Below are 25,093 nucleotides of genomic sequence, written 5' to 3'. Positions count from 1 at the left end.
ACTAAGGCCGAAGCCATCACCACATCAGGCAGAAAAAACATGCTGACGCTCCGCAAACTGCAGTATAACCGCGCAGCCTTTCTTATTCAAAATCATAAATTCTCCATTGATTTGCTGAGACAGGTTCTTCATCAGGCTCATGCCCAGCGACCTGTTTTCCTCCTGCTTCATCCCTTCAGTAATCCCAACACCATCATCTATTACTTTCAAGACATATTTTTGATCACCAAGCTCCGAGAGGACAATGCTAATGTTTCCACCTGGTCTGTTACAAAAAGCATACTTGATCGCATTGGTAATTGCTTCATTAAGTATCAATCCTAAGGGAACAGCTAAAATCACATCAAATTCAACAGAAACAACATCTATAGTAATGCGGATTCCTGTATCCACATTAAAACTGTGCTTCAGGTAATCAATAAATTCCTTGATGTAAACCTGCATGTTAATCCTCGCCCTGCTTTCAGATTGATAGAGTTTTTGGTGAATTAAAGAAATGGACTGCATCCTATTCTGGCTTTCCTTTAAAGAGGCGGATGCCTGTTCATCCTGTAAATAGGCCGACTGGATATTTAACAGACTGATCACCACCTGAAGGTTATTCTTAACCCGGTGGTGTACCTCTTTCATCAGCCATTCTTTCTGTTCCAGCAATACATCCTTTTGATCCGCCAGGATCTGCATGGACTCATTTTGTGTTGATATTTCAGATTGCTGCATTTGAAGCTGCTGATTGGACCGGTATTTTAGCCTGAACTTGTTAAAAACAATAGCAAGCAGCAGAAATAGTACGATCACACTTCCAACAACTACGTTTCGGACTTTCAATGTGGATTGAAAAACTGCTTTCTGAAGTTCTCTTTCCCTGGTCAACAGGTCGATATGCTTCTGTTTTGACCTGATATTCAGATCTCTTTCCTCTGTTTTAAACTGATGCCGGAGATCGGAAATCTGCTGTGCTTTTCGCGCTTTGGAGATAGAATCTTTAAGTGAATGATATTCCAAAAGCCTGGAAAATGCGGATCTGTATTTCCCGGATGCAGAATCCAGCCTAAACCGCTGGTAGAGCAATGTTAAACGCAGCTCTTTTTCTACTTCCTTAAATTTCCCCGCACCAGGCTCCCAGGCTGCTGCTTCATTCAATTGAAGGAACAGAAAAATAATAGCAATGATATAGCGAAGCGGGTTCAACATTGCACATCATGAGCAGAAAACCGGCCAGTCTAACCGTTCAAATACCTGCTATAAAAGGTATACCCAGCAAAAACGCATAAAACAATTGACCATAAGCATTGTACATTTAAGATTTTATTTTTCTATCTGACACCTCATCTGTTTAGCCGTTCAACAAGACAACGGAATACAGTAGCGCCACGATCTTTGCAACGAAATATCGTTGAAAACCAACGAAAAGCCCTCATCCCTTTTTATGCAAAAACAGGCCATATCCGAAGATATGGCCTGTTAACAACAACGATCAGTTTCTATTTTTCTAAAAAGAAATCTAAGAGGTCTTTCTTTACCTGTGCTGTATTTTCCTGAACAATCCAATGCCCGGAGTCCTTGATCACCGACTCCTTAACATTAGCAGCAACCAGTTTGGAATGATCTGCAAGAAAAGGTGCTGCGAAGTGCTGCGAGCCCATCGCCAGCAAGGGCATCTGTAGTTTTGTTGCCATCAACTTCACATTGTCTTTCGCGTCCTGCGGGAAAGCGCCAAACCAGGCAAATGCGCCGGTTGTCGCACCTGGCACCGAATAAGCACGGATAAATTCTTTACGCTCCTCAGCGGTAAAAGGGTTTTTAACGTAGCCTACCAAAGGCCAGAAATTCGTTAGAAAAAGATTGGCCTTACCGGAAACAATTTCACCTGCCTTAGGCATCCCGAAAAAACCAAACCACCATGCACCGGCTTTAACCTGCGACCATACGGGTTCAACACCCGGAAGCAATGCATCCATCAATGCAACTTTCCTTACGTCGTTCGGAAACTGGGCAGCGTAAGCGTAAGCTACCATCAGTCCGATATCATGCCCGGCAAGGTTGATGTTTTTATAGCCGAGTTTTTGGATGAGCTCATGCAGGTCGACGGCCATATTTTTCTTATCATAACCTCCGGCAGGTTTACCTGATTCACCAACACCCCTGAGGTCGGGAGCAATTACGGTGAAGTGTTTTGACAGCTCAGGTAACAACCTGTTCCACATGTACCAGTTCTGCCCAAAGCCATGGACCAGTAGCAAAGGAGCCCCTTTACCCCCGATTACATAGTGTAATTTCACACCATTAACGGTCGCATATTGATGTTTGAATCCCGCGGGAGGATCTGCAGGCCTTACAGACTGGGCAATTTTGGAATTCAGATCTTCCGCGGCAAATGTTGTTTTTGGACTTAGGAAGATTAATACGTAAGCAATGATGATTGCTCCTGCTAATTTGAATGTTCTTTTCATGATTGTATGGTTATTTGTAAATATTCTTTTGTTATTTATTTTGTGTGCTGCTGATGTCTTTAAAGGCATTGGGAACGTTGAAATTAAAATGAAGCCAGTCAAACAATACATAGCCTTTGTTAAACTCCGGCATCTTCACCCTTGCTTTCGTTTGCTCCAACGTCAGGTTTTCACTAACCGCCTTTTGCACCTGCTCTTTCAGCGCTTCTACATAATCAATGGTATATTTTATTCCTGCCTTGTTGGTAATTTTCCCATGCCCCGGCACTACCACTGTTCCCTCAGGAAGTAAATCATACATTTTTCTGAGATTTGCGGCTGGTTCCAGGAAATAACCATCAAATAACCAGGGTATTGCCGGACTTTCTGCAATAAAGGGATTCCCAGCCCAGAAGATCTTCTGCTGGGGCATCCAGACAAACAGATCTGCCGGCGACTGTGCCGTGCCGATATTCATCAACTCCACCACCTTTCCTCCACCCAATTCTACTTTAAGGTTGCTGTTCTTTGGAATTACAATGTCTGCAGGACGATATACAGAGTTTTCAATTCCTCTGTCTTTCCCAAACAATGAGATCATGAATTGTTTAATGCCCTCGTAGTTTTTAGATAAATTCTCCATCGCAAATTCATTCTGAATGATCAGCGTTGCATCGGGCAGCAGGTAATTTGAAAAACAATGATCGCCGTGGTCGCTGGTATTTACTGCATACAGTATCGGCTTATCGGATATCGACCTGATCAGCTTCATCTGCTGATCGAAAAGTCTTTTGTTTAACATAACCTCCACCATCAGTATTCCTTTCTCGCCGACAATAAATCCGCCCGTAGTTGCCTGTGGAATTCCAGTGGTCGTTTCCACACCAACGGTGGAAGGAATGATCGCATAAACATCTTCCGACAATTTTTGCAGACGGAGTTCCACTTTATTGGCATCCCAGATGGGAACTTTTGGTGGCATTGGCATTTGGGCCATGGTTAGAGAACTCAGTAAGAGTAGCAATGCAATTGTGCATTTATAAGTTAATTTTAGCATAATATATTTTTTTATTAAGGTTAATTTTGATATCCACCATAGAATTTAACAGGCGACCATGCAGGTATCACTGCTGCGATTCCGGGATCATTGGCTTTAAATTTATCTTTGGCATAAACTACTTTCCCATTGACAATGGTTACAAGCGATTCTATCTTTCTTATATTTTCCGGGCTTTCCTTGAAATAGTCCTGAGAAAGGATCGCCATATCGGCATATTGTCCTTCTTTAATCAATCCTTTCAGGTGTTCCTCGCCCGAAAACCAGGCACTTCCCTTAGTGTAGAGCTGTAAGGCCGTAAACTTGTCCAGGACCTGGTCCTGTGGCCAAAACTGCATTCCTCCAATGGTCTTTCCGGTAATCAACCAGTGAATTGCCATCCAGGGATTGTAAGTAGAAATCCGGGTGGCATCTGTTCCCATCCCCACCGGAACACCCTGCCTCAGCATTTCCTTAATGGGAGGCAATTGTTTTTGAGGCTCACCATACATTTTTTTATACAATTCTCCCTGGAAATACATCCTGAACTGAACCGCGATGCCTCCGCCAAGTTTCTTCACCCTTGCAATCTGCGCGGGAGTAATCGTTTCTGCATGGTCAAAGCACCAGCGCAATCCCGCAAATGGGGTATCTTTATTTACCTTCTCAAATACCGCAAGCATCCGTTCTATAGACTCGCCATAGGTGGCATGCAGCCTGAATGTCCACTTGTTTTTGACCAGTAAACGGATCACAGGTTCAAGGTCCTTTTCCATATCATCAGAGAGTATGGTACGCGGCTCCAGGAAGTTCTCAAAGTCGGCCGCAGAAGCAACGAGATTTTCTCCCGCCCCTTCCAGAGAATAGCCATTGGGTACAAGCATGTGGTCATTTTTATTTGGCTTTGCCGCCTTTATCCATTTCTCGTAGTCAAGAAATTCTTTGCCTCTTTGCTGAGCAAAAAGGTAATAGGAAGTCCGGACATTCAACTTTCCATTCTTTGCAAGTTCCAGAGCCACAGCATAGTCCTGATCGTAGTTTTGTCCACCTCCCGCAGCGTCGATAGCACTGGTAATTCCAAACCTGTTCAGTTCCCGGTAAAATTGCAATGTGCTATTCAATCTTTCTGCATGGTTCAGTTTAGTGGTCAGGCTCAATGTGGTATATATTGCTTTTGGGGTTTCTTTTGCAAACAAAAGACCGGTTGGTATTCCATTTTTATCCAGCTCTACCAGGCTTCCCTCATAACGGGTGTTTTTGTCGTACTTTAATACTTCCAGCCCTTTTTTGTTTACAAAAGCCTTTCCGTAGAGGTAGCTGATAAAAACGGGTTTATCGGGAACAGCCTGATTGATCTCCGCTATAGTCGGCTGTCTCTTTTCTTCAAACTGAAATTCGTTCCAGCCTCCTACCACTTTAATCCAAACGCCATCCGGACTTCTTTTTGCCTGTTCCTTCAACAGTTCCATTGCCCTTTTAAGGGTTTTCACACCATCCCACCTCAGTTCGGCATTGTAATTCAGGCCTTCCCTGATCAGGTGTATGTGACTGTCGTTAAGTCCTGGAATTACGGTTCTTCCCGCTGCATCTATTTTTTGTGTTTGGCCGGAAGCATACTTTTCAAGTATATTTTTTGAATTCCCCAGACCTACGATAATGCCATCTTTGATGGCTACGGCCTCTTCAAACTGACCGGCCTGAACCATCGTTGCAATTTTTGCATTAAAGACAATGAGGTCTGCTTTTTCTTCTCTTTTGTGACAACCCGTAAGCAGTAAAACAACACTTAACAGGGTAATACCATAATTTAAGTTTTTCATATCATTTTGATTTTAATAGGAAAGTTCTTCAAGCCAATTATTTGTGTACCCGGCAACTTCCTCCCAACCAGGCTGCCCCAGTACATAGTGGTTACGGCCTTCAAATATTTTGAATGATTTTCTGGAGTCTTTGTCCTTGTATTTAGAATAGTTGGTATGGTTAAGCGATGCAGGTATGAAACGGTCGCAACTTCCGGCGATAAACAGCAGCGGCACATGTGGCGCTGTAAAGTCAACTTTCGCAGCATCTGTAATCGCATCTCTGACCAACAGTTTAGATTCGGGAGTCAGCAAGCGGTAATAAGCCTCTTTTTGCTCATCGAAGCTCATTCCATTTGTGAATGCATATTGCCACTGCCTGAACGACATCAGAAAGGATTTTTTAACGGACGTAAAGAAACCCAATGGCCCCCAGCCTGCCTTATAAAACGAAAACTTAAAAGTCAACACGTCTTTTGGCTGAAGGGAATGGATCGCAATACCTGCAACAGCAAGATTTCTCTGTATGAGCAGTTGCGTGATCAGTCCTCCCATGGAGTGACCAATCATAATCGGTTTTTCCGGAAGGGCTAATGCAAAATCAGCGAAGTATGCAGTAAGATCAGCCAATCTCTGTTTTGCAATGTCTGATTCCGGAGCCTGTCGCCTGAGCACATCAGCGGTTTCATTCTTGTAAGGCCAGGCAGGTGCAAATGTCTGATATCCCTTTTTTTCAAAAAACAATTGCCATTCCCTCCAGCAATCATTGCTGACAAATGCACCTGTGATGAAAAGAATTGTTTTGGATGTTATCTTTGTCATGGTTAATGAATTTTATACATTCACCATTAATCAATAGACAGTCCTAAAACACAAATCATTATAAATCAACACAATACCTAAAATGACAAATCTCAACTTACTTTATTTCGTCATTCCACAGGCATGAAAACACGATATAAGGTTAATCAACATACCATGTCCAAAACTATACTTCTGGTTTTTATGACAATCAGTTTGCTGTTTTTAAAACCAACAACTGCTCATTCTCAGGGAGAAATCCCCATATTCCGAAAACAACTGGCACAGGCAAAAACCGATATCATCAGATGCAGTCTCCAGTTCAGTCTTGCCAAGACGTATTATCGTACAAAGGGAAAAAAGAACCTCGATAGCGCTGCGCATTTCTCCCGTACAGTTTATCAGACTTTAGCAAAAGAAACACAAAGCTCAGTTGCACTCAAATCTGAAAACCTGATACTTCTGGGGCAGATATGTATTGCGCAAAACAAACTGTCCGAAGGAAAGAGTTACTTCATGCAGGCCATCTCAAATTACCAGAAAACCGGTCATGCAGACAAAGAAGCAGAAAGCTGGTTAAATCTTGGCTTGGCAATCTATAACTATGACCATCTCAATCAGATGAACCCTGAGATCAGGAATTACTACGAGCATGCATTGCACATCTATCAGAAACGGCGTCATCTTCAGAAAGAATTTGAGCTGGAGTTAAAATTAACCGACCTCCTGTTTATCGAAGGTAAATATGAGGAGGCAGACAGGAAGGGCTTAAACCTGATTACCAGCTACCGCGATAAAAATATTCCGGGAATCTCAGAACTTTATTATTTGATGGCATCCATCAGCAGGTACGAGGGGAACTACAACAAATCACTCCAATATGCCCTGGAGGCAATAAAATTTATCAAAGATGAATCAACCGACAAAAACGCTTCTGCATATTATGGAGAGCTCGGCCTCATCTATCAGGAACTAGGTAATACAGAAAAAAGCATTGAATGGTATAGAAAATGTCTGGCACTCCGGGAAAAGATGGCTATAAGTCAGGTTTATATTTTCAGAACTGCGGGCTTCATCGCCCAGCAACAGATCCTTCAGGGCAAACCACAGGAAGCACTAAACGAAATCATTGCGGTAGAGAAACGTAACCCAGCTAAAGGCAATTTCGAACAAGCCATCCTCTACCAGATTAAAGGATATTGTTATGAGGCAATGAAAAATTACACAACAGCCGAAAAATGCTACCTTAAAATGATCCGGCTATTTGAAAAAGAGACATCCGATGAAATCGTTTCAATGGCAAAATACGACATCGGGAAATTTTACGTCGGCAGAAAGCAATACCAAAAAGCAAGCGGCTACCTGAACGGCCTGATCCAAAAAAACTACCTGATTTCCCAAAAGAAAGAGCTGCACTTCCTCCAGTTTAAAATCGACTCTGCCGCGGGAAGATACCTGGCAGCCATGCATCAGATGAACAGATACAACGCACTGAAAGATTCGATATTCAGTACCGTAAAAAGCAGACAAATTGAAGAGATTCAGATCCGGTATGAAACGGAAAAAAAAGAACAGGCATTAAGTTTACTGAGAAAAGAAAGTCTGCTACGGGATCAGGAAGTACGCAATACCCGGAATCTGACGATAATCGGATTGGTTGTCCTCGTGTGTTTTATTGGCTTTTTATATAGAAATTACCGCATCATAGGGCATAATAACATTGAAATTCAACGTAAAAATAAAAGTCTTGGCGAGCTCGTCAAGGAAAAAGAATGGTTGATTAAGGAAATCCATCACCGGGTAAAGAACAACCTTCAGATCGTCATGGGGCTCCTCCACCGGCAGTCTACTTATATTGAAAATGAAAAAGCACTGGATGCCATCAGGAACAGTGAACACCGGATGCAGTCCATTTCAATGATCCATCAAAAGCTATACAATACGGATAATCTGACGGTCATCCGGATAAATGAGTATGTTAACGATATGACGTCTTATTTACGCGATTGCTTTGGACTTCATAACCGGATTCAATTTATAAAAGATATCGCCCAGGTTGATCTTGATATATCGCAGGCGGTCCCTCTGGGGCTCATCCTGAATGAAGCCATCACCAATGCCATTAAATATGCATTCAAAAATAATGAAGAAGGGAATATTCACATTTCTTTTCTCCCTGCCGGTGAATCTTTACATCAGCTAATCATCTCCGATGATGGTGCTGGTCTGCCTCCGGGTTTTGATACCAGTCAGGTCAATTCAATGGGCATGAACTTAATGAAAGGGTTGAGCAGACAGCTTGGTGGTACCTTCTCTATAAATTCCGAAAATGGGGTCAGGGTTACTGTTATTTTTAAAGTCGATCCAGCCGAAAGATACTTGCCTAAAATAGAAAACTATGACCTGCCTCTACATTAAGTACCCCAAAAATCGGGCTTATCTTTTTTGATGCCCAATTTTTTCATCTTGCTGTTCAACGTAGTTGGGGGAAGATTTAAAAGTTCCGCAGCGCCCCCGCTTCCCCATATCTTTCCGTTACAGCTCTTTAATGCCATAAGGATATGATTGCGCTCATTTTCAATCATAGTTACGATGTCCTGTCCGGGCTCAACAGCAGGTGCTGAAGACTCCAACAGGTTTTCAGGAAAAACGATGCCATCAATGATATTGCTTTTGGCCATTAGCACATTCCTTTCCATCACGTTTTCGAGCTCCCGAATATTTCCTGGCCAGGTATACCTCATCATCTGGTTCATAGATTTTTCAGATACACTTACAATATGCTTTCCTGTTTTCTTATTGAATATCTGGAGAAAGTAGGAAGTAAGTTCCGGAATGTCTTCCCTCCTATCCCTCAAAGGCGGCATCAGTATAGGGAAAACATTTAAACGGTAATACAAATCCAATCTGAAGCGTCCCTCGGCAACTTCCTTCTCCAGGTTTCGGTTTGTAGCAGCTATAATCCTGACATCCGTTTTGATGGTCACTCTCCCGCCTATTCGCTCTATTTCTTTTTCCTGCAATACGCGCAAAAGCTTCACCTGGAGTTCCAATGGAATTTCCCCTATTTCATCCAAAAAGATGGTGCCAAGATGAGCCTGCTCAAATTTACCTATCTTTCTTTCGTATGCTCCCGTAAAGGCTCCGCGCTCATGCCCAAACAATTCAGAATCAATAAGACTTGCAGGCAATGCAGCGCAATTGATCTTTATAAAAGGGTGCGATTTCCTTAAGGATAAATGGTGGATACGATCTGCGATCTTCTCTTTTCCCGTTCCACTTTCGCCAAGAATGAGCACTGAAGAATCTACCGGCGCCACCTGCATCACATTGTCAAAGACATTTAGCAAAAGGTGGCTCTTTCCAATGATACCCTCAAAAAAGTTCCGGCTAGCCTGTGATTCAGGATTTAACGAAGCAGAAAGTTCAGTCCCGGATCGCTCCTCCATAAAAATCTTCTCCCCGAATTCCGTCAATACAGCTTGCAATCTGTTACATAAAATCAGATGATCTTCGTTATAAGTATCGGGACGACGGCTATAAAAGTAAAGGTAAAGGACCTCCCCGTTGCGAAGAAATACGGGCAAAGCAAGGTGCGACTCCATCGCAAAACCCGAGGCCATAAATTGCCTGTAGGGCATCCGGGAAATCAGCTCTTTAAATTCTGCGGCTTCATACCAGGTTGCCATCACCTCCGGCTTTTCTTTATTTTTAAGCAGCTCCAGCCCGGACAAATTTAAGCCGGCTATCTGTTGCATTTCCTTGTCACCTATGATCTGGTATTCGTCAAAGGCAATTCTTAATATACTCTGTTCGCTGCAATCTATTTTTTTCGATGAATTTGGAACCAGCGTCATCAAGTCAAAAGGAAGAAATGTCTGCAATGATTGTCCGATCCGGACGATTTTCTGCAACCATTCGGAAGGGGTATTGATGATATTTGCAATTGACTTCTGTAATAATGCAACCTGATGAAGTTCCTTTTTCTGGCTGTGACGAAACCGGTAGTTTGCAATGTCTAATGCGACCAGCACATCGTACTCACGAAAGGGTTTAACCACAAAGCCATAGGGATTGGTCTTTTTTGCCCGCTCCAGAATTGTTTGATTAGAATTGGCAGAAATATACAGAAAAGGCACATTCATATTTCCCAACAGGATAGCCAATTCAATCCCGCTCGCCTTGCCTTTCAGGTAGATATCTATCAATACAAATTCAGGACTGTGTAAGGCGACCAGCTTCAGGGCCTCATCTACATTATCTGCAAATCCGCAGACCTCATAACCAGCCTTCTCCACGATACTCTTCAGAAGATCTGCAATGATGAACTCATCTTCAACAATAAGAATTTTCTTAGGCATGGCTTATAACATCAAATGGCGTTTCGTGAAACATTCGATTATAAACTTAAAGATAAAAATGGAATGACGGGCTAAGTTTTTTCAGATAGCTTTTTAAGTGCCCTCATCTTATCTGCCAATAATTGTAACACCTCTGGTTTCGCAACCAGATCAAAGCTCCAGATATCGTCAGTGATAAAGACATGATTGCCTGCGAAACTATAGATATAATCTCCTCCTTCCATCCCTATAGACCAATCCTCTTTTTTCAGATCGGAATAGGTTCTGAGTACCATCCGGCAATACCTTCTGATCTCTTCATCTTTAAAATCGTCCAGCATGGTTAAAAGACTGCCTTCTTCACTAAGTCCGTAAGCTGATCGCATTTCTTCGATTTTATTCTTCATATCGGATTAATGATCATTGAATTCTACTATCAGAAATCAGCTGATTTCCTCTGTCACTGTATTTAATTAATCACTGCCTAAAAAAACTCTTTTGGCTCGTATTATCAGCCCCTATATAATCAATTAGCCATTTTTTATCGGATTTGGTCAAAGTAAATATCATATTTACCCCTTTGGAGAAATTTACACCTACCAAAGCTTTGTTATAAATAACCAATGATTTGGTAATTGTTGCTTTATCCAGATGATCCAGAACAGCTTCTGGTTCAAAAGTATTAAGAATGATATCCTGATCCAGCCCATCTATTTTAATGATCTCTCCAGGTTCCCGTTTCGGGCCAATAAACTTGCCATAAAAATTAAAGTAATCTTTGAGCTCATTAATGTAATGTTCGGAAACAAAACCGCTTTTTCGAAAATTATTGTAGTACATTTCTAAGCTATCCGTATCAAAATAGGTCTTTACAGAATCTTTACCATCATAGCGGGGAACAAAATAGCTTTCCCCAGGTTTCTCTTCAGCACCCGATTTATGCCATTTTAAGAAGCTGAGTACCGTATTTCTAATTACACCAATTGATGTTTTTTGCTGAGCATAAGATTGATTCCCTACAAACAGAAGGATTAAAGCTAAACCAATGGTAAAAAATGAATTAATGTTAAGTTTGAGGCGATTCATAGACTAAAATAATAAGTCTACATGACAAAAACTAAATTACACGATAATTTTTATTGTTTAAAATATATTTCTATCAGGTTTTAGTTTATAATACTGATGGAATTTTCTTTTCATGGTTATACCACTTTGCATTTACCAAAAACCACATAAAAAACGAGTCATAATAAAGCCAAATAAAATGAATTTCAAATCGAAGGTAAACCCTGGTACCCCTAACGGGGATGTGGATGATCAATTCAGAGGCTGCCAAAGGCGACCACCCAGTAATTTTGAGCCATCCCTACCCCTGCTTCTTTACTGTTGGCATCCATCATTGCTTTACAGTGGCTTACGCTATTTTTCCAGGCCGTTACCACCTGATCTGCATGGAGATACCCCCTGCCTAAGTTTTCTGCGATAAAATTGCCTTTATAACCTGCATTTGATACCCGTTCGGCTGGTGTACCGCCTTCAGGAGATAAATGATCGAAATAGTTTTTCTGAACCATATCCCTGGCGTGGCCGGTTGCCGCATTTTGCAATTGGCTATTTAAAGACAAGACAGGCACAGGAGGCATATAGTCATTACCACATTGACATCCATTTTGTCTTAGCAAGTTAATGTTATGGATTACCAGGCTTACCTCATCCTCTGGTATTGTCAATTCTTCCTTCTTACATTGCATCAATAAAATACAAAGGAATGTACCCGCAAATATGATCAGATACTTTTTCATTGGAATATAATTGCCTTTTGATGGTTTCATCTTATCATATACTATAAAAGGAGGCAGCTGTAAAGCCACCTCCTATGGGGAATCTGGTTTTATAAATTAAAAGGCCCTTTCTCTGCCCAAATAGATATTTTTGCCGGTGTAAAATGTATCGCCGGAAGGGCCGGGACCACCGCTATCTCCCTCCATCTGCATGTTGATGATCAGCCACATTGGTTTATTCACTGAATTGCTTAAAACGTGCCTCGCCGTCCAAACATTATCGATATAATAATGGCATTCCACATCTGTAGCATTTATTTTATTGTACCAACATTTGTAATTGTGATAGGAACCAGCGTTAGAAACCCCGGTAAGTTTATTCTCCCAGCCTCCATCATAGGTATTCTGCCAGTTTGTACTGCTACCTTTAAATTCCATAATATCGCTTTCAGGTGGCCAGGAATTCACACCGGTAATCCAAAAGGCAGGCCAGGTTCCTTTGCCTGTAGGTACAGCAAAATCGCCAGATATGGTATAGCTTGGAAACTGATCATTAATGATCACCTTTTCCTTCGCATAACAAGCACCGGAATTGTACCAGATGGGTATATGGGTAAAACCATTGGCAGTGCTATTTCCGGGAGATGTGGTCAATCTGGTCGCCTTAATGGTCAATACACTTCCACTAAGCGAAATCTGATTATGATTTGTTGAACTTCCTACCATACGGGCAGTACCATTGTGATCTGCACCCCAGGGATAATTGTAATTCCACTCCGCCTCAAAATTGGCGTAGTTGGCAAAAGAAGTTCCGTCTATCAGGGTTTCCCAGGCTTTAACCTGGCCATTTTTTGATGTAGCTTCTATCTTATCTTTTTTACAAGATAAAAAGGCTACCCACATACACGCAAATAGCATGTAGCATTTCATTTTTTCATTTCTCATTTTTTTTAGGGATTTGGTTAATATTTAGTTAATTCTAAAGCTGTTACACAGACCTTCTAAGTAAAATTATGCAGCGATTTCCTAAACATTAAGGGGATAAATGGTAAAATAGAGGGGACAAAATGAGCGTTTCGGCACCTGAAGTGTCGAACCTGGGTGTTGCCTAAGTGTCATGAGCTTCGCCTGATTACTTTCCGTAACTAAAAGAAGTACTGACTGTTGTATCTTGAGGATGGCCATTTTGACCTATGCTAATTGAAGAAACCTGCTTTACTGGCAGTTTAAGTGTATTATACTCATAACACATCGTTACCGCTATCACCACAGAGAGTGACAGCTGAATTGTTTTTCTTTTTAACATAATTTAAAATTTAAAGAGGTTTTAATTATGTGGCAAAGAAAAATTGAATCAAAAAGATTTCATCAGGAATTTGATCAGGAGAACTTGGGTATTGACCAGTGGCATTTAGACCATTACTTCTCCATAGAATGGCGTACCAATCAATATAAATAAATTACAAAGAAATAATATTTACTAATTAAACTTAAAATATGTACATTTGATTAATGTCAAAGCAAAATAACAATCGGCCACAAGCCAGTCAGTATGATAAGATCATCAAGGAAAATCTTGAAGTTACACTTCCTGTGATCGTCAGAGACGTGCTGAGATTAGATATTCGAATTAGTGAAGAACTACCAGACGATATTCAACATAGCACAATTACGAAGTAGTATTAACCAACAATTTGAAAACACTATGCAGTCAGTAAGTACATTTTTTAAGGAAGAAAACGATTTCTTTTATCGCAGAGGTAGAGAAAAAAAAACCCAGCAAGTAGTAAAGAACCTTATACTGGAGCTTAATTTATCTGATGAACAAGCGGCACGTATCGCAGATGTCGAACTGGACTATGTTAAAAAGGTCCGTGCTGAATTGGAAGACCAATAAATATATCCTGAAAACAATACATCTCCCCTGCCTCAGCAAGGGAGATGTAATTCCTGTAAAACAAGCCCGGTTTAGTTCAAATCATTAATGTCGCTATAAAATAAAATTATGTTCTTCAACTCAATCAATGGCAGTTTAACCTCCGTTAATGAAGAGAAAACAGACACATCCAATTGAAGCCAGGCATTGGTTGTAGTCGGATTATTCTGTCCATACCAGGTCTTGATCGCTGCAGACAACTTACATACAAACGAATCTGCCGGACTTCCCGTAGCCGAACAACCTCCCGCCGGAATCGTAAAATCTGCCGGGATGGCAAAATTAAACGGCGGTGCCAGCAATATCGGCAATTGGATCGCTGCCGGTAATACCAATGGGTCCGTCTGGATCGACTCACTCTGCAATATCGGATAGTTCCAGGTCACACTTAATTTAATCAGCTGCTGATCCAGTTCATCCTTGGCAAAAAATACCGCAAAGAAATTAGCCAGCAACTCCCCAAGCGAATGTTGTACCGTTGGTACCGCCATCAGCTCTGCAATGTCAAAGATATAATCATTGTTCAGGATCGGCACCAGCTTATTGGAGAACTTCACCAATGGACTACGGTAGATAAACTGAGGATTTGTAGGGTTGTACGGAATCAGATCTTCATTTCTGATGATCGACAATCCTGCCCAGGCATACTGGAACTCTAAAATATTCAGCTCATTTACATTCACCTTTCTGGACGCGATCGACAAGGAATCTAGCCAGGACAGATAAACTGGATTTTTACCCATGGTTTGGTACCAATACGCATTAGGAATCACCTTGCCATCCTCATCAGTAGCCGGAACAGTGGTATAGTCAGGGATACTCACCACAGGCATATTTGGCAACGTCACCACGATATCCTGATTATTTCCGGTATAGTTCAATATATCCTGCTCAGAGATCTCATCAGGAGGTACAATAGTCACCAGTAAGCGATTACCATTGTCCTTATCATCCGTTTGAACGATCATGAAATCAAAGGCGCGTTTTGTATCGGTTTCACCATCGGAGGTTAAAACGACACTCGTATAATCATTCCAGGCAATTGCCAGATTATTGGTTAAGGTCACTAAAGCCTGCAATGCATAATAAGCATTATCCAAATTAGGATCTGAAGAAGTAGAAGCAGCCGTAATCGCAGTAAGGTATTTGTTAAAATCATCCAATATCTGCGGCCAAACCGTCACCAGTTGCGCCATGTCGTTAAACAGGTCGCGGGAAGAAGCGGCCATCATTTTCGACTGAGGCACAGGTATCAGGTTAAACTCAATCTCAGAGAATATCCGGTCTTGTGCAGCCTGATCCTCCGTGTAAGAATAAGTATAATCCCATTGCGAAGCCTTCTCTAACTTCGCGTTTTCCGTATCTCCCGAAACATCAACCGCATTCCCCGTCTGGGTGGTCAGCGTTGGCGGAGTTGGATAATTACGCAGCACGATAGGAATATCTACCAGTCCCAGGTTTTGTTGCAAGACCTGCAGATCTGATCCCGGACTTACCGGGGTATTCACATCGGCTGGAATAATAAAGGTCAGCCAGTTAGAACCCTTATACCCTTCAATTCCCGGAACATCACTGATTTGGAACTCGATATGCGTCACCACATAAGAAAGGTTGAGCTCCACACTGCTGTATTCTTTCGCATTCTTTGTAGAGAAGCTAAACGTTAAATAAGAATCCTCCGAACTTGCATCTTTCGCATTCAGCTGTATTTTAGCTGTCGAAATACTGTACATGCTTTTCAGGTTATCATCCAGCGTAACCATGTCCTGATTCAAAGAGACCACCCCCTGGAATGCCGGATTATCCACCATAGGAACACCATACAACCTTGGCGGAGTGGTATTATTGGTAAAGCCTGTAAAATCAGATGTCGCCGTTACTTTCGTCTGTACCAAAGCACTCACACTGTAAGCATTTCCCAGCTGGTTCAGCAATTGCTGTTTAAACTGTTCCTTCGCATTCGCCAGGCTCTCCGGATCATCACTGATCACCGGAGCGGTTAAAACAGATTCAATTTCATTGGAAATCGTATCTGCAAGGCTCTTCTTCGCATTGGTAATCGCTTCCACAAAAGTATCGGCATCAATCTGCTGTTCTCCCAGCCAGATCTTTTCATCAGCTGCTTTTAGCTCATCTACCAGAAATCCCGGCACGGAGAAATCTGAAGTCAGGAATACATCAATCACATTGAGCGATTGCGCCGCCCAGTTGTCCATATCAATTCCTGCAAAATTCTTAAATTCTATAGAGCTGTCTACCAACCCTTTACCGGTCACATATTTCTGAATCGGAACTCCGTTTTTAGAAACCAGACTGGTGTTTAATGGTTTAGGCGCATAAAATACCGGAAGTAAACTGTACACATAAATGGTATAATGATACTGCTCAAATTCTGCCTCTGTAAGTACCGTTTTCAGCTGTACATCAAAATCCGTCCGGTTGTTATAGACCACATTCAGCAATGGCGTTAATTTATCCGTCACTTCCGCAGGCACCTGACCTTTGGTATCCAGGTTTTCTATAGATTGAGGCGTCAGCTGATAGAAACAAGCTTCTGAAGCCGACCAATAGATCCCCTGTCCTTCCTCCTGCCCCATACGTACCACATATACCGCCTGATTGCTGCTGCTGCTTCCCGCCTGCTCCGGATTGGTACCAATCGCAATTTTCAATTGATAAACACCGGGATTGCTAAAAGCCAGTTCAAATTTCGCTGCAAACTCGTTCAGACCATTCGGACTTGTTTGCGTATCCTGAGTACCTGATGGCGTAGTTGGATCAGATTCTGTCAGCGCAATGATCGTTTGAGGCCGTACCGCAGTAACAGCGTTGGTCACCAGGTCGCTATCCTTAAAGTCATTGTTTACAAAGTCGAGATCCCTGGCAAATTCCACATCAACCGTTAACAGTAAAATAGATGCCGTATCAATATCAGCCGCGTTGATCGGATTCACAATAGGACTCATCACCGGAGGAGTTGCATCCTGCTCATTTGATCTGGCCAGTAAATAAGTATAAGCATCTTTTACAAACTGAAGCAACTGGTTAAACTGCGTTCCGGCAATCGCATAATCCTTATTCGGAGTCAGTGAAGTGCTCAGGTTGATGCTTAGCGTATTGTGTCCATCCTTAGGACTCAACTGCGTGATCTGGTAATAAATATTCGTATAAATGATCAGGTCGTTCCTGGCATTGGCTTTCCAGTCTTGCTGCTGATCAGCAGGGACATCCAGCGGCACATATCTTTGGGAATTAAAGTTAAAGTTCAAAGCCAGTTCAGCGCCATTACCCTGGTCATTGTCAAATATATAACTCATTTCCAGACTCGGCCATTTACCCAGTCCTTTCAGCTCATCCGTATAAGCAATCTGCACTGGTGGATTGTTCAATGGCGTTTGCGGATCCAGACTTGGGTCACTAAACGGCGTAATCGTGTTGTTGCCATAGTAATCTACCCAGTCAAAATGCACCTGTGCCTGTCCGCCAATCCCCAGATAAGGGTTGTCTTCTTTCTGAGGATAACCTGCCGGATAACCCACCGGGTTTTCCAGAGGAAGCTCCATATAAGGGTTCGGTTTGGCAAATTGCGCCAATGGAATCACCGGATTATACACCCATAACTCTTCTTCTATCGGATCCGCATCTGCTTTTCCCAACAGCTGATCCTGACTCTGAGAAGTCCCCGGACCAGCAGGCAATCCAATTTCACTAGGCCCAAAATCCGCGTTCTCAATCACATTGTAGCTGAGCAGATTGTATAAATTGTCCAGGTATATTTTCGCGTAATCCGGGTCTGTCACTTTATAATTCTCCGGTAACACAGGATTTGTACGGTTAAGCTCAAATGAAGCCGCTCCTTGCGGCACATTGGATACCTTGTGTAAAATCTGGTCATTGATGGTCAATGCAGTACTGGTACCAAAGAAATTGGCCACATTACGTACCGCCCATCCCAATACCGACATGTCTATAAAGTAATAAGCGGCAATGCTTCCAAAAGTATTTCCCGGAGTTCCGGCAGCGCTGGAAACCGTGTATTTCAGCTCAGGAATGCTCACCAATTGCCACAACGCTAAATTGTTCCAATCTGTGATCTGTGGATTTAAAGCCTGAAGATCGGTAGCACTTACACTGTAATAAGCGGAAATCGTTGCCAGATTGTTCACCGTACTGATTCTGCCTACCTCATATACCAATCCGCTAAAAGTAATCACCGGTACCGGTGCTATGGTGGTGTTTAAAACCACCTTGGCGTTAATTTCTGCAAACTCACTCAGCAGGATGTTATACCTCGAACTGATGATCAATGGGGTATCCATCGCATTCTGCGCATAAACCGTCAGCCCGGTCTGCTCCGCACTTTCTGCATAAACCACACAAGACGAAACATCAATCTTATCTCCCGTTACTGCACAGTTCATGTAATTGCTCGGTTTATTGGCAAAGACATCGCTATAAGTCACCATCAGGCGGATGGTAGCGGTATCCCCTTTACCAAATATGCTGTCAGGGAAGCCTTTATTGCCTTCAATCTCGTTGTAAAGTAAGTAATAACCTCCCGAACGGGTAATGCTGCATTCCCATAACAAACGGATAAAATCGTAGGTGCTGTTGAGGATTCCGGTGTCTAAAGTCGTTTCTTCAACCGCCATCATGGCCATTCTCATCGCCTGATTGGAAGGATTCGTTTCCGTGGAAAGGTTGGCCTGCACGATAAAGGACTTCATGCTGTCCATTCCTACCGACATCAATCCGCCATCCGCTTCATACAACCACTGAATATCAGTGATCGTACCTTTGTTGTTGTTGCCGGAATTCGGATCCAGCGCCTGCAGCAATCTTTGTAAGATCGTTGCACCGGCCTCATCGGCACCCATCAACTCGTAAGTATAGGCATTCACCACAGCGGTGGATTCCCCGGTCAGCCTTTTCAGATCGATCTCTACGATCGTATTCCAGGCGTAATAAGAAGAAGAACGGTAGTCCATCATGCCTTTGGCCGCATCGTATTGTCCTATCTGAACGCCAAACATAGATCCCGCCAGTTTTGGCAAGGCCAGCTGGGCAAGCATTCCCGAAGGGAACATCCAGATCAATGGAGAGATATCGTTCTGGTTGCCCATGCTGCCATACGGCAAGACTACTTTTCCGGACGACTGCCATTTGGTAACGGTCTGGAAGGTATATTGTAATGGCAATAAATCGTAAGGTTTCATTGGCGTCAAGGAAAGCACCTCTGGTTTGATTCCCGTTTGCTGCGCATAACTCAGCAAAGTATTGATCTGCTCAATATCCGGATCGTCCAGTATCACCGAAAGCATATTTCCTCCCGGTTCATTCATCGATTTTCCATCAATCTGCAGCCAGCTCAGCGAAGAGTTGATCAGCTGGATCTCAAAACCTTTGGCCACATCTGCAGGCAACACAAACTCCTGTCCGGTTAAAGAGAACAGGGCACAATCACTATCTGTCGGACATGGTGATCCTGCCGATAAGGTCAGTCCCGGTAAATTAGTAGGCAAACGCATGCCATGCAGCTGATACCTGGATGCCATACCAGACAATTGTCCGTAGCAGCCATTTTCCGTGAAATAAGCCAGGATACTGCTCACATCCAGAATCTCTAAGCCCGGAATATTGGCACTGCTGTAACCTTCTCCATTGTAAAACAGGTCAGCGATGAGCTGATTTGAATAATTGGAAGCCATCAACGACACAGTAGTACTGTACGTTACAGAAAGGTTCAACAAAGTATCGGCCTGGGCCGGATCCTCAAAAGTAACCGCACGGTAAAGGAAAGGTGGAATTAACAGTTGTCCGAGCGGTTGGATATTCAGCGACTGTACAGCAGGACTTGCCGCCAGATTTTCCGGAGTAACCGTAGTTTTAGTCGAATCGCTAAGGTTTCTTGCCATACTGGTCAGCGTATCTCCCGGCACAATGGTATACGTTACCGAATCATACACAAAAGTATTCCCGCTGATGAACAAACCGGGGGTTACCTGGTTTTGCATCAACAGTCCGGCAACATCCACATCTTTATAAATGTTGGTCACCACCGAAGTAAAGGTATCCTCGTTTTTAGCCGTGTAAACTGTTGCGCCAATCATCAACCATCCGCCAGGCTGCGTTACCGCTGTCTCCTGGAATACCAGGTCTTCAGAAAGTAAGGCCAGCGTCGTATTTAACCCGGCTGCCACTGCTTCCAGCGTATCTCCTGCTTTTACCGTATAAGAATTATCATTGTATTTGACTACCTGTCCTGCTGCGAGTAAACCGGGTACCTTACCGTTCTGAACAATCAGCATGGCTGAGGTAACCGCATATGCCATCGCTACCGAACTAAAGGTATCACCGCTAACAATCAGATGCATAACACCCGTAATCTGAAGTGATACACCAGCAGTAAGCGGATGATTTTGGTTGGCAACAGCGATGTCCTGCAAGATCACATGGTTGGAATAACCGTTTGCGGTAAGGCCATTTGCCCATGTCGTCATGGTCTGCAAACTGCGGTCTACTGCCACTTTATCATCGGCACTGTCAATTTTGTAAGTAAAATTGTTCATCGCATCAGATCCATATCCGGCCAGTTGTTTTCCGATCAGCACAAAGTAATCTTCAAAAACAAAGGTCGACATGCTATAGCTTGGTTCTGCGCCAGCGGTCATTTTTGCCTGTGGCGCCGAATTACTTTCTTCCGAAACGCTCACTTCCAGTTCAGCAAACCATTTCTTCACCTCTTCCAGGTACTCGGCAGTGGCCATATTGTACTGACTGAAATCAATGCTCAAAGGAATACCGGGTACATTTAAACTGAGGTCATAGAACATCGGGAAAATGGCCGCAGAAGGAAGATCTTCGCCCAGATTCTGAAGGTTAACCGCCGCAAATGAACTTTGCAGGAAGGCCAGTATATCCGCTGTGGGAATCGGGAAAGGATTGTCTTCGTTAGACAGCAAGGCGATTAAATTGTCCAGATCCAGTTTTGAAATCCCCTGTGCATCAATTGCTGCACGTGTAGTCAGCCCTGCATTTGGGTCGATGTAATTGGCCACCAGCCAGCGGAAGAAATCACTGCTCAACCGTTCAAACGAAGTCGTGCCATCACTCGGACCATTCGGGTCCGGTGCATCAATAAACAAGGTAGCTACATATTGTGCCTGCTGACTGTTCAGATTCGTACTTCCTTTAGGCGCAGAAACTGTTAGGTGTGGTACAAAGTATAAATTAAGTACCGGCAATGCATCTTCAGATCCGCTGGCCAGCATCGTGTTAAACTGAAGCTTTGGCCTGCTGCCAGTCTTACCGGCCATCATCCTGTACTGTGGCATGGCAAGTGCCGAAACTGCCGATGTTGCAGTCAGGTCTTTGTTCCATGGCGCAGCCGCACGATTGTCTGTACCGATGGTGAGGTCTTGTCTGATCGTTGCCGTGAAACTGAAATGAATGGTGACTTTGAAGAAACCCAGGTTCAGACGTGCAGAAACCCTGACATCCACAGAGGCCACAATGGCGAGCGGAATTTTGTTATAGGCTTCAAAAACAGCCTGTACGTAAATCGTGATCGTAATGTTTACACTGGCAGAGATAATTCCAAAGTCGATAGAACCATATAATTTACCAATGATCCCCACCGTACCTTTCAGGTAATAGTAGTAAGAAGTTTCTACCGTCTGCAGGTTTTTCTCCTGACCTTCCAGGCTACCCTGATAAGGGTGGTAACTGGCAATTACCCCTTCAATGATCCCAAATAAGGTGAGGCTGAACCCTGCGCTCAGGAGACCATAATCCACACTATAGCCCACGCCAACCTGTAGTCCTATTCCAAATACCAGTACGGGATTAAAGTTACCATAGCTCGTTGCCGGCACCAGAGTGGTGGTGGCACTGCTCAGCTTGCCAAAATAAAATCCACCGGAACCCATTGCAGGGATTCCCGGCGGCACAATGGCCTGAAGGGTAAAGGATCTTGAAAAATCCATATTGTGCGGAAATCCAATGTCGACTTTAAAATCGCCATTGGTATAGATTTCCAGGCTGATGCAGGGAAGGGTAATGTTCACTGCCCCAAATTGCAGGTTGCGCAATTTATCCGGCAGTGTCAGGTCCATCTGGTATACCCCGATAGAATCTGAGATCTTTTTATACATGATCTCAAATACGAGTCCTTTCAGCACTTTCGCTTTATCACCACTTAAGGCAATGCGGAGCCCATAAAGGTTCGGGTCGTTGAACACGATCTGCGCATCAACGGTCCAGACTGGCGTATCCTTGGTGCCTACATTTAACACCCCAAAACTGGTGGCAATCAGCCAATTGCTGTCTTCATTAAAATTAAGCAACGTATTCCCAGAACCCGGTCCTATCGGGATAGTCCCCGCTTCCGGTTCCGTAAATGCCTTTTGCATGGCATCGGTTACCTCTTTAATGGATTGATAAGAAGCACTATTGGTCAGTTCCACATGTTGTCCCATGGCCAGCAGGTAAAGTCCGAAATATTCTGAACCCTGCCCAGGTACTTCAGGCATTTTGTTAATGTCCTGTCCGCCTTTCTCTGGTTTAAATAAATTACTGTCGTTCACCCCAGGAACTGGTGATGATCCATCAAATGAGATGAATACACCGTCTGAATTTTTGGTCAGGCTGATGCCATTGATGGTAATAAATATCAGATTGAGGCTCTTTCCGAATTTGTAGTTGACCTTGATGTCTTTCGTATCCAGATTATAGGTCACAGAGAAGCCGTCCAGGCTCAGGTCGTTCAATAAATCCCATGGCGAGTCCAGTTCAAAAGTAGGATCGCCCATCATTTTCATAAACGAGGTAATCAGGCTTCCCACAGACCATTTTTCAATGCGGAAAGTGATCGTTTTCGAGGCATCAGTAACGTTATATTCGGTGATGAATCCCTCCCACTGGATGGAGAGCAATTGATTGTTTTTTGAAAAGTCGTAGCCAATATTCACCTCTGCATTGAAATACTCTAAGGTCACGGTTCCGGCAATGGCGCCTTCATAACTGGTCACCGCCGGACCGCTAGCGGAAGGCGTACTTGTATATTTCAGGCGTAAATTAGCCAGGATATTAATCGGCTGATTGATGATCGGGAAGGTAAATTTCCAGACCACCGATGTTTTCACTTCATAGGTACTGGTCCCTATGGTAGCATTTGGCACATAAGACACCAACGAGAACTGGGTGATTTTAAGGTAGTCTGGCAGGAAGCTGTCCGGCAAAGAAATGTCATTAAACAACTGTTTGATCAGCGAGCCGATATCCAGGGTTTTTCCTGCAGGCATGGCAATGCTCAGGTTCCATCCACCGGCAGCTGCAGAGCTGTAGTTCACATCCACATTGAGCTGCAGGCCTCCTATCGCAAACAAACCACCCACTGCCGCAGTAAACACACTTTCTCCTGATCCACTGGTTGGTGTAGAAGAAGTGATCTTCAGGCTGCCATTGGTAACGGAAATATTGGTGATGAAATTGAGGTTGATATTGGTATTGGCATAGAACTCATAATACTTATTGTTGATGTCCATTGCCATCCCAAAGCTGGTAAACTCTACCAGCAACAGGCTTGGAGGGATATCTATGGCCCCATTGGTAATCGCCTTCATTAAATTATTAAAGGTTACAGAACCTTCAAACGAGGCGGATAAAGTAAGGTCGGAAGTAATCTCCACATCAAATCCTCCCTGAAATATCGTTGGGAAGAAATCCACACTGGCATTCAGGTGGATCAGTTGCGAGTTGATCTTACCTGGCCCGATAATCAGCCAGGTCACATCAAATTCATTGATGATAAAATTTTCGAACAGCACCCATGGCTTCGTAGAACCTACTGTAGCAGAAACGCTTTCGATGGCAAAACCATTGTTAAAGCTCACCGTAGCTGCAAAACCTTTAAAGGCAATTGCATTCAGGTACTGTTGCAGTGTAGGTGGTAAAATGGTAAACCAGTTATTGCCTGCCATCAAAGAAAACAGGTTCAGCGGCGTCAGCGGTGTGGAGGGATCAGGAGTTACCCCAAGGAAATAAGTGTTCTGATCAGGTGTCACGCTGGTACTGAAATCCATCTGGATGGTGGTTCCCAATAAAAGCTGTAATTCAAAATAAAGACTGGAGAGCTGTACAATATCACCATCTTCTTCTTCCTCTTCTTCGTACAACACAAGTGTGGGTTCAGTACTATGGAGCGCAATCATCCTGGATTCCGTTTCTGTATCCTGTACCGTTTCAATTTTAAAGCCTATCGCCGGACTTTTCACGGTCAGAAAGCTAAAGGGGATCACCTGCACATCCAGCTCCACTTTTAAATCCATCTCCGGATAAAGAATCGTATCATTATCTACCTTTGATGGATCGAGCCAGCCTGATAAGGCGATTTGTTTACCATTAATCCAGCCAATCAGGAAATTTACAAGGGGCGCAAGTATTCCTGTGAGCTGAATCAGACTGGCAAAGTTCTGACCAGCCACCAGGCTGATCTCGTTTTGCTGCCATACATATTCGCTTTGTGGCGCTGATGAAAAAATAAGTGTCGGATGGGTATAAGGTAAATCGCTGTAAATACCACCCACCATAAATGGCCAGCTCGTGGCAAAAGTCCAGCTGCTCAGACTGATGACAATTACAAATTGCACATTACCCTGCCCATCATCGGTAACGACAAAGGAGACTGCCGTATTGGAAGCCTCCACCTGGAGCACACTTGCCACCCCTGTAATGGTCAGGGTATTCCCTACCGGGTCATTTATCGTGGTACCACTGGTGTCAATTAACAGACTGCTGTTTGCAGCAAGCTGATAGCCGGCAGTCAGCATAAGGTCTAAATCTGCAGGGACACTAAGTCCTGCTTTGGTAAATGAAGCTGCATTCACCGTGATGTTACCGTTATTCTGGCTGGCTTGTTGCTTAAATTCGTCGGCAAGTGGTTGTAAACTCATAATTGTATCTCTAAAA

General features: G+C 43.3%; 14 protein-coding genes. 3 read left to right on the top strand and 11 right to left on the bottom strand.

The window, feature by feature from the left end:
* Positions 1-24 precede the first annotated feature (24 nt).
* From AAFF35_RS12825 to AAFF35_RS12805, 5 genes are all read right to left on the bottom strand, one after another.
* On the bottom strand, positions 25-1,194 hold the full coding sequence (locus tag AAFF35_RS12825) for a sensor histidine kinase (RefSeq protein WP_342332909.1): 1,170 nt from the start codon (positions 1,192-1,194) through the stop codon (positions 25-27).
* A gap of 290 nt (positions 1,195-1,484) precedes the next feature.
* Complete coding sequence (locus tag AAFF35_RS12820) at positions 1,485-2,453, bottom strand: alpha/beta hydrolase (protein WP_342332908.1); 969 nt, start codon at positions 2,451-2,453, stop codon at positions 1,485-1,487.
* A gap of 31 nt (positions 2,454-2,484) precedes the next feature.
* Positions 2,485-3,489: an MBL fold metallo-hydrolase gene (locus tag AAFF35_RS12815; RefSeq protein ID WP_342332907.1), complete on the bottom strand. Its 1,005-nt coding sequence runs from the start codon at positions 3,487-3,489 to the stop codon at positions 2,485-2,487.
* A gap of 20 nt (positions 3,490-3,509) precedes the next feature.
* Entirely contained in the window at positions 3,510-5,288 is a 1,779-nt protein-coding gene (locus AAFF35_RS12810) for an amidohydrolase (protein WP_342332906.1), read from the bottom strand.
* Positions 5,289-5,300: 12 nt separating this feature from the next.
* Complete coding sequence (locus AAFF35_RS12805) at positions 5,301-6,089, bottom strand: alpha/beta hydrolase (RefSeq protein ID WP_342332905.1); 789 nt, start codon at positions 6,087-6,089, stop codon at positions 5,301-5,303.
* 156 nt (positions 6,090-6,245) lie between these two features.
* Between AAFF35_RS12805 and AAFF35_RS12800 the strand changes: the two genes are divergently transcribed.
* Positions 6,246-8,486, top strand: a complete 2,241-nt coding sequence (locus AAFF35_RS12800) for a histidine kinase dimerization/phosphoacceptor domain -containing protein (protein ID WP_342332904.1) — start codon at positions 6,246-6,248, stop codon at positions 8,484-8,486.
* Here the strand turns inward: AAFF35_RS12800 and AAFF35_RS12795 are convergent.
* The 5 genes from AAFF35_RS12795 to AAFF35_RS12775 all read right to left on the bottom strand — a co-directional run bounded on the left by AAFF35_RS12795 (position 8,483) and on the right by AAFF35_RS12775 (position 13,134).
* On the bottom strand, positions 8,483-10,429 hold the full coding sequence (locus AAFF35_RS12795) for a sigma 54-interacting transcriptional regulator (RefSeq protein WP_342332903.1): 1,947 nt from the start codon (positions 10,427-10,429) through the stop codon (positions 8,483-8,485). The genes AAFF35_RS12800 and AAFF35_RS12795 overlap by 4 nt on opposite strands.
* Before the next feature lie 71 nt (positions 10,430-10,500).
* Positions 10,501-10,815, bottom strand: a complete 315-nt coding sequence (locus AAFF35_RS12790) for a hypothetical protein (protein ID WP_342332902.1) — start codon at positions 10,813-10,815, stop codon at positions 10,501-10,503.
* Between the two features lie 70 nt (positions 10,816-10,885).
* The gene (locus tag AAFF35_RS12785) at positions 10,886-11,494 is read right to left on the bottom strand and encodes a hypothetical protein (RefSeq protein ID WP_342332901.1); all 609 of its coding nucleotides are present in this window, start codon (positions 11,492-11,494) and stop codon (positions 10,886-10,888) included.
* A 236-nt stretch (positions 11,495-11,730) separates the two neighbouring features.
* Positions 11,731-12,240: a CAP domain-containing protein gene (locus tag AAFF35_RS12780; protein ID WP_342332900.1), complete on the bottom strand. Its 510-nt coding sequence runs from the start codon at positions 12,238-12,240 to the stop codon at positions 11,731-11,733.
* A 66-nt stretch (positions 12,241-12,306) separates the two neighbouring features.
* The gene (locus tag AAFF35_RS12775) at positions 12,307-13,134 is read right to left on the bottom strand and encodes a glycoside hydrolase (RefSeq protein ID WP_342332899.1); all 828 of its coding nucleotides are present in this window, start codon (positions 13,132-13,134) and stop codon (positions 12,307-12,309) included.
* A gap of 388 nt (positions 13,135-13,522) precedes the next feature.
* Between AAFF35_RS12775 and AAFF35_RS12770 the strand changes: the two genes are divergently transcribed.
* Positions 13,523-13,648 (top strand): hypothetical protein, encoded by a 126-nt coding sequence (locus AAFF35_RS12770; RefSeq protein WP_342332898.1) that lies wholly within the window; start codon positions 13,523-13,525, stop codon positions 13,646-13,648.
* 246 nt (positions 13,649-13,894) lie between these two features.
* Positions 13,895-14,086 carry a hypothetical protein gene (locus AAFF35_RS12765; RefSeq protein ID WP_342332897.1) on the top strand — a complete coding sequence of 64 codons (192 nt, stop codon included), beginning with the start codon at positions 13,895-13,897 and terminating at the stop codon, positions 14,084-14,086.
* A 71-nt stretch (positions 14,087-14,157) separates the two neighbouring features.
* Here the strand turns inward: AAFF35_RS12765 and AAFF35_RS12760 are convergent, their stop codons facing one another.
* Entirely contained in the window at positions 14,158-25,077 is a 10,920-nt protein-coding gene (locus tag AAFF35_RS12760) for a LysM peptidoglycan-binding domain-containing protein (protein ID WP_342332896.1), read from the bottom strand.
* Positions 25,078-25,093: the final 16 nt, after the last annotated feature.

This window comes from Pedobacter sp. FW305-3-2-15-E-R2A2 (assembly GCF_038446955.1).
Classification (GTDB): domain Bacteria; phylum Bacteroidota; class Bacteroidia; order Sphingobacteriales; family Sphingobacteriaceae; genus Pedobacter.
The sequence above is the reverse complement of the archived record's forward strand: the minus strand, read 5'-3'. Positions and strand labels throughout refer to the sequence as shown.

Bases quoted from the DNA above. Each gene is read 5' to 3' on its own strand.
- AAFF35_RS12825 (WP_342332909.1), bottom strand. From the start codon at position 1,194: ATGTTGAACCCGCTTCGCTATATCATTGCTATTATTTTTCTGTTCCTT.
- AAFF35_RS12820 (WP_342332908.1), bottom strand. From the start codon at position 2,453: ATGAAAAGAACATTCAAATTAGCAGGAGCAATCATCATTGCTTACGTA.
- AAFF35_RS12815 (WP_342332907.1), bottom strand. From the start codon at position 3,489: ATGCTAAAATTAACTTATAAATGCACAATTGCATTGCTACTCTTACTG.
- AAFF35_RS12810 (WP_342332906.1), bottom strand. From the start codon at position 5,288: ATGAAAAACTTAAATTATGGTATTACCCTGTTAAGTGTTGTTTTACTG.
- AAFF35_RS12805 (WP_342332905.1), bottom strand. From the start codon at position 6,089: ATGACAAAGATAACATCCAAAACAATTCTTTTCATCACAGGTGCATTT.
- AAFF35_RS12800 (WP_342332904.1), top strand. From the start codon at position 6,246: ATGTCCAAAACTATACTTCTGGTTTTTATGACAATCAGTTTGCTGTTT.
- AAFF35_RS12795 (WP_342332903.1), bottom strand. From the start codon at position 10,429: ATGCCTAAGAAAATTCTTATTGTTGAAGATGAGTTCATCATTGCAGAT.
- AAFF35_RS12790 (WP_342332902.1), bottom strand. From the start codon at position 10,815: ATGAAGAATAAAATCGAAGAAATGCGATCAGCTTACGGACTTAGTGAA.
- AAFF35_RS12785 (WP_342332901.1), bottom strand. From the start codon at position 11,494: ATGAATCGCCTCAAACTTAACATTAATTCATTTTTTACCATTGGTTTA.
- AAFF35_RS12780 (WP_342332900.1), bottom strand. From the start codon at position 12,240: ATGAAACCATCAAAAGGCAATTATATTCCAATGAAAAAGTATCTGATC.
- AAFF35_RS12775 (WP_342332899.1), bottom strand. From the start codon at position 13,134: ATGAGAAATGAAAAAATGAAATGCTACATGCTATTTGCGTGTATGTGG.
- AAFF35_RS12770 (WP_342332898.1), top strand. From the start codon at position 13,523: ATGTGGCAAAGAAAAATTGAATCAAAAAGATTTCATCAGGAATTTGAT.
- AAFF35_RS12765 (WP_342332897.1), top strand. From the start codon at position 13,895: ATGCAGTCAGTAAGTACATTTTTTAAGGAAGAAAACGATTTCTTTTAT.
- AAFF35_RS12760 (WP_342332896.1), bottom strand. From the start codon at position 25,077: ATGAGTTTACAACCACTTGCCGACGAATTTAAGCAACAAGCCAGCCAG.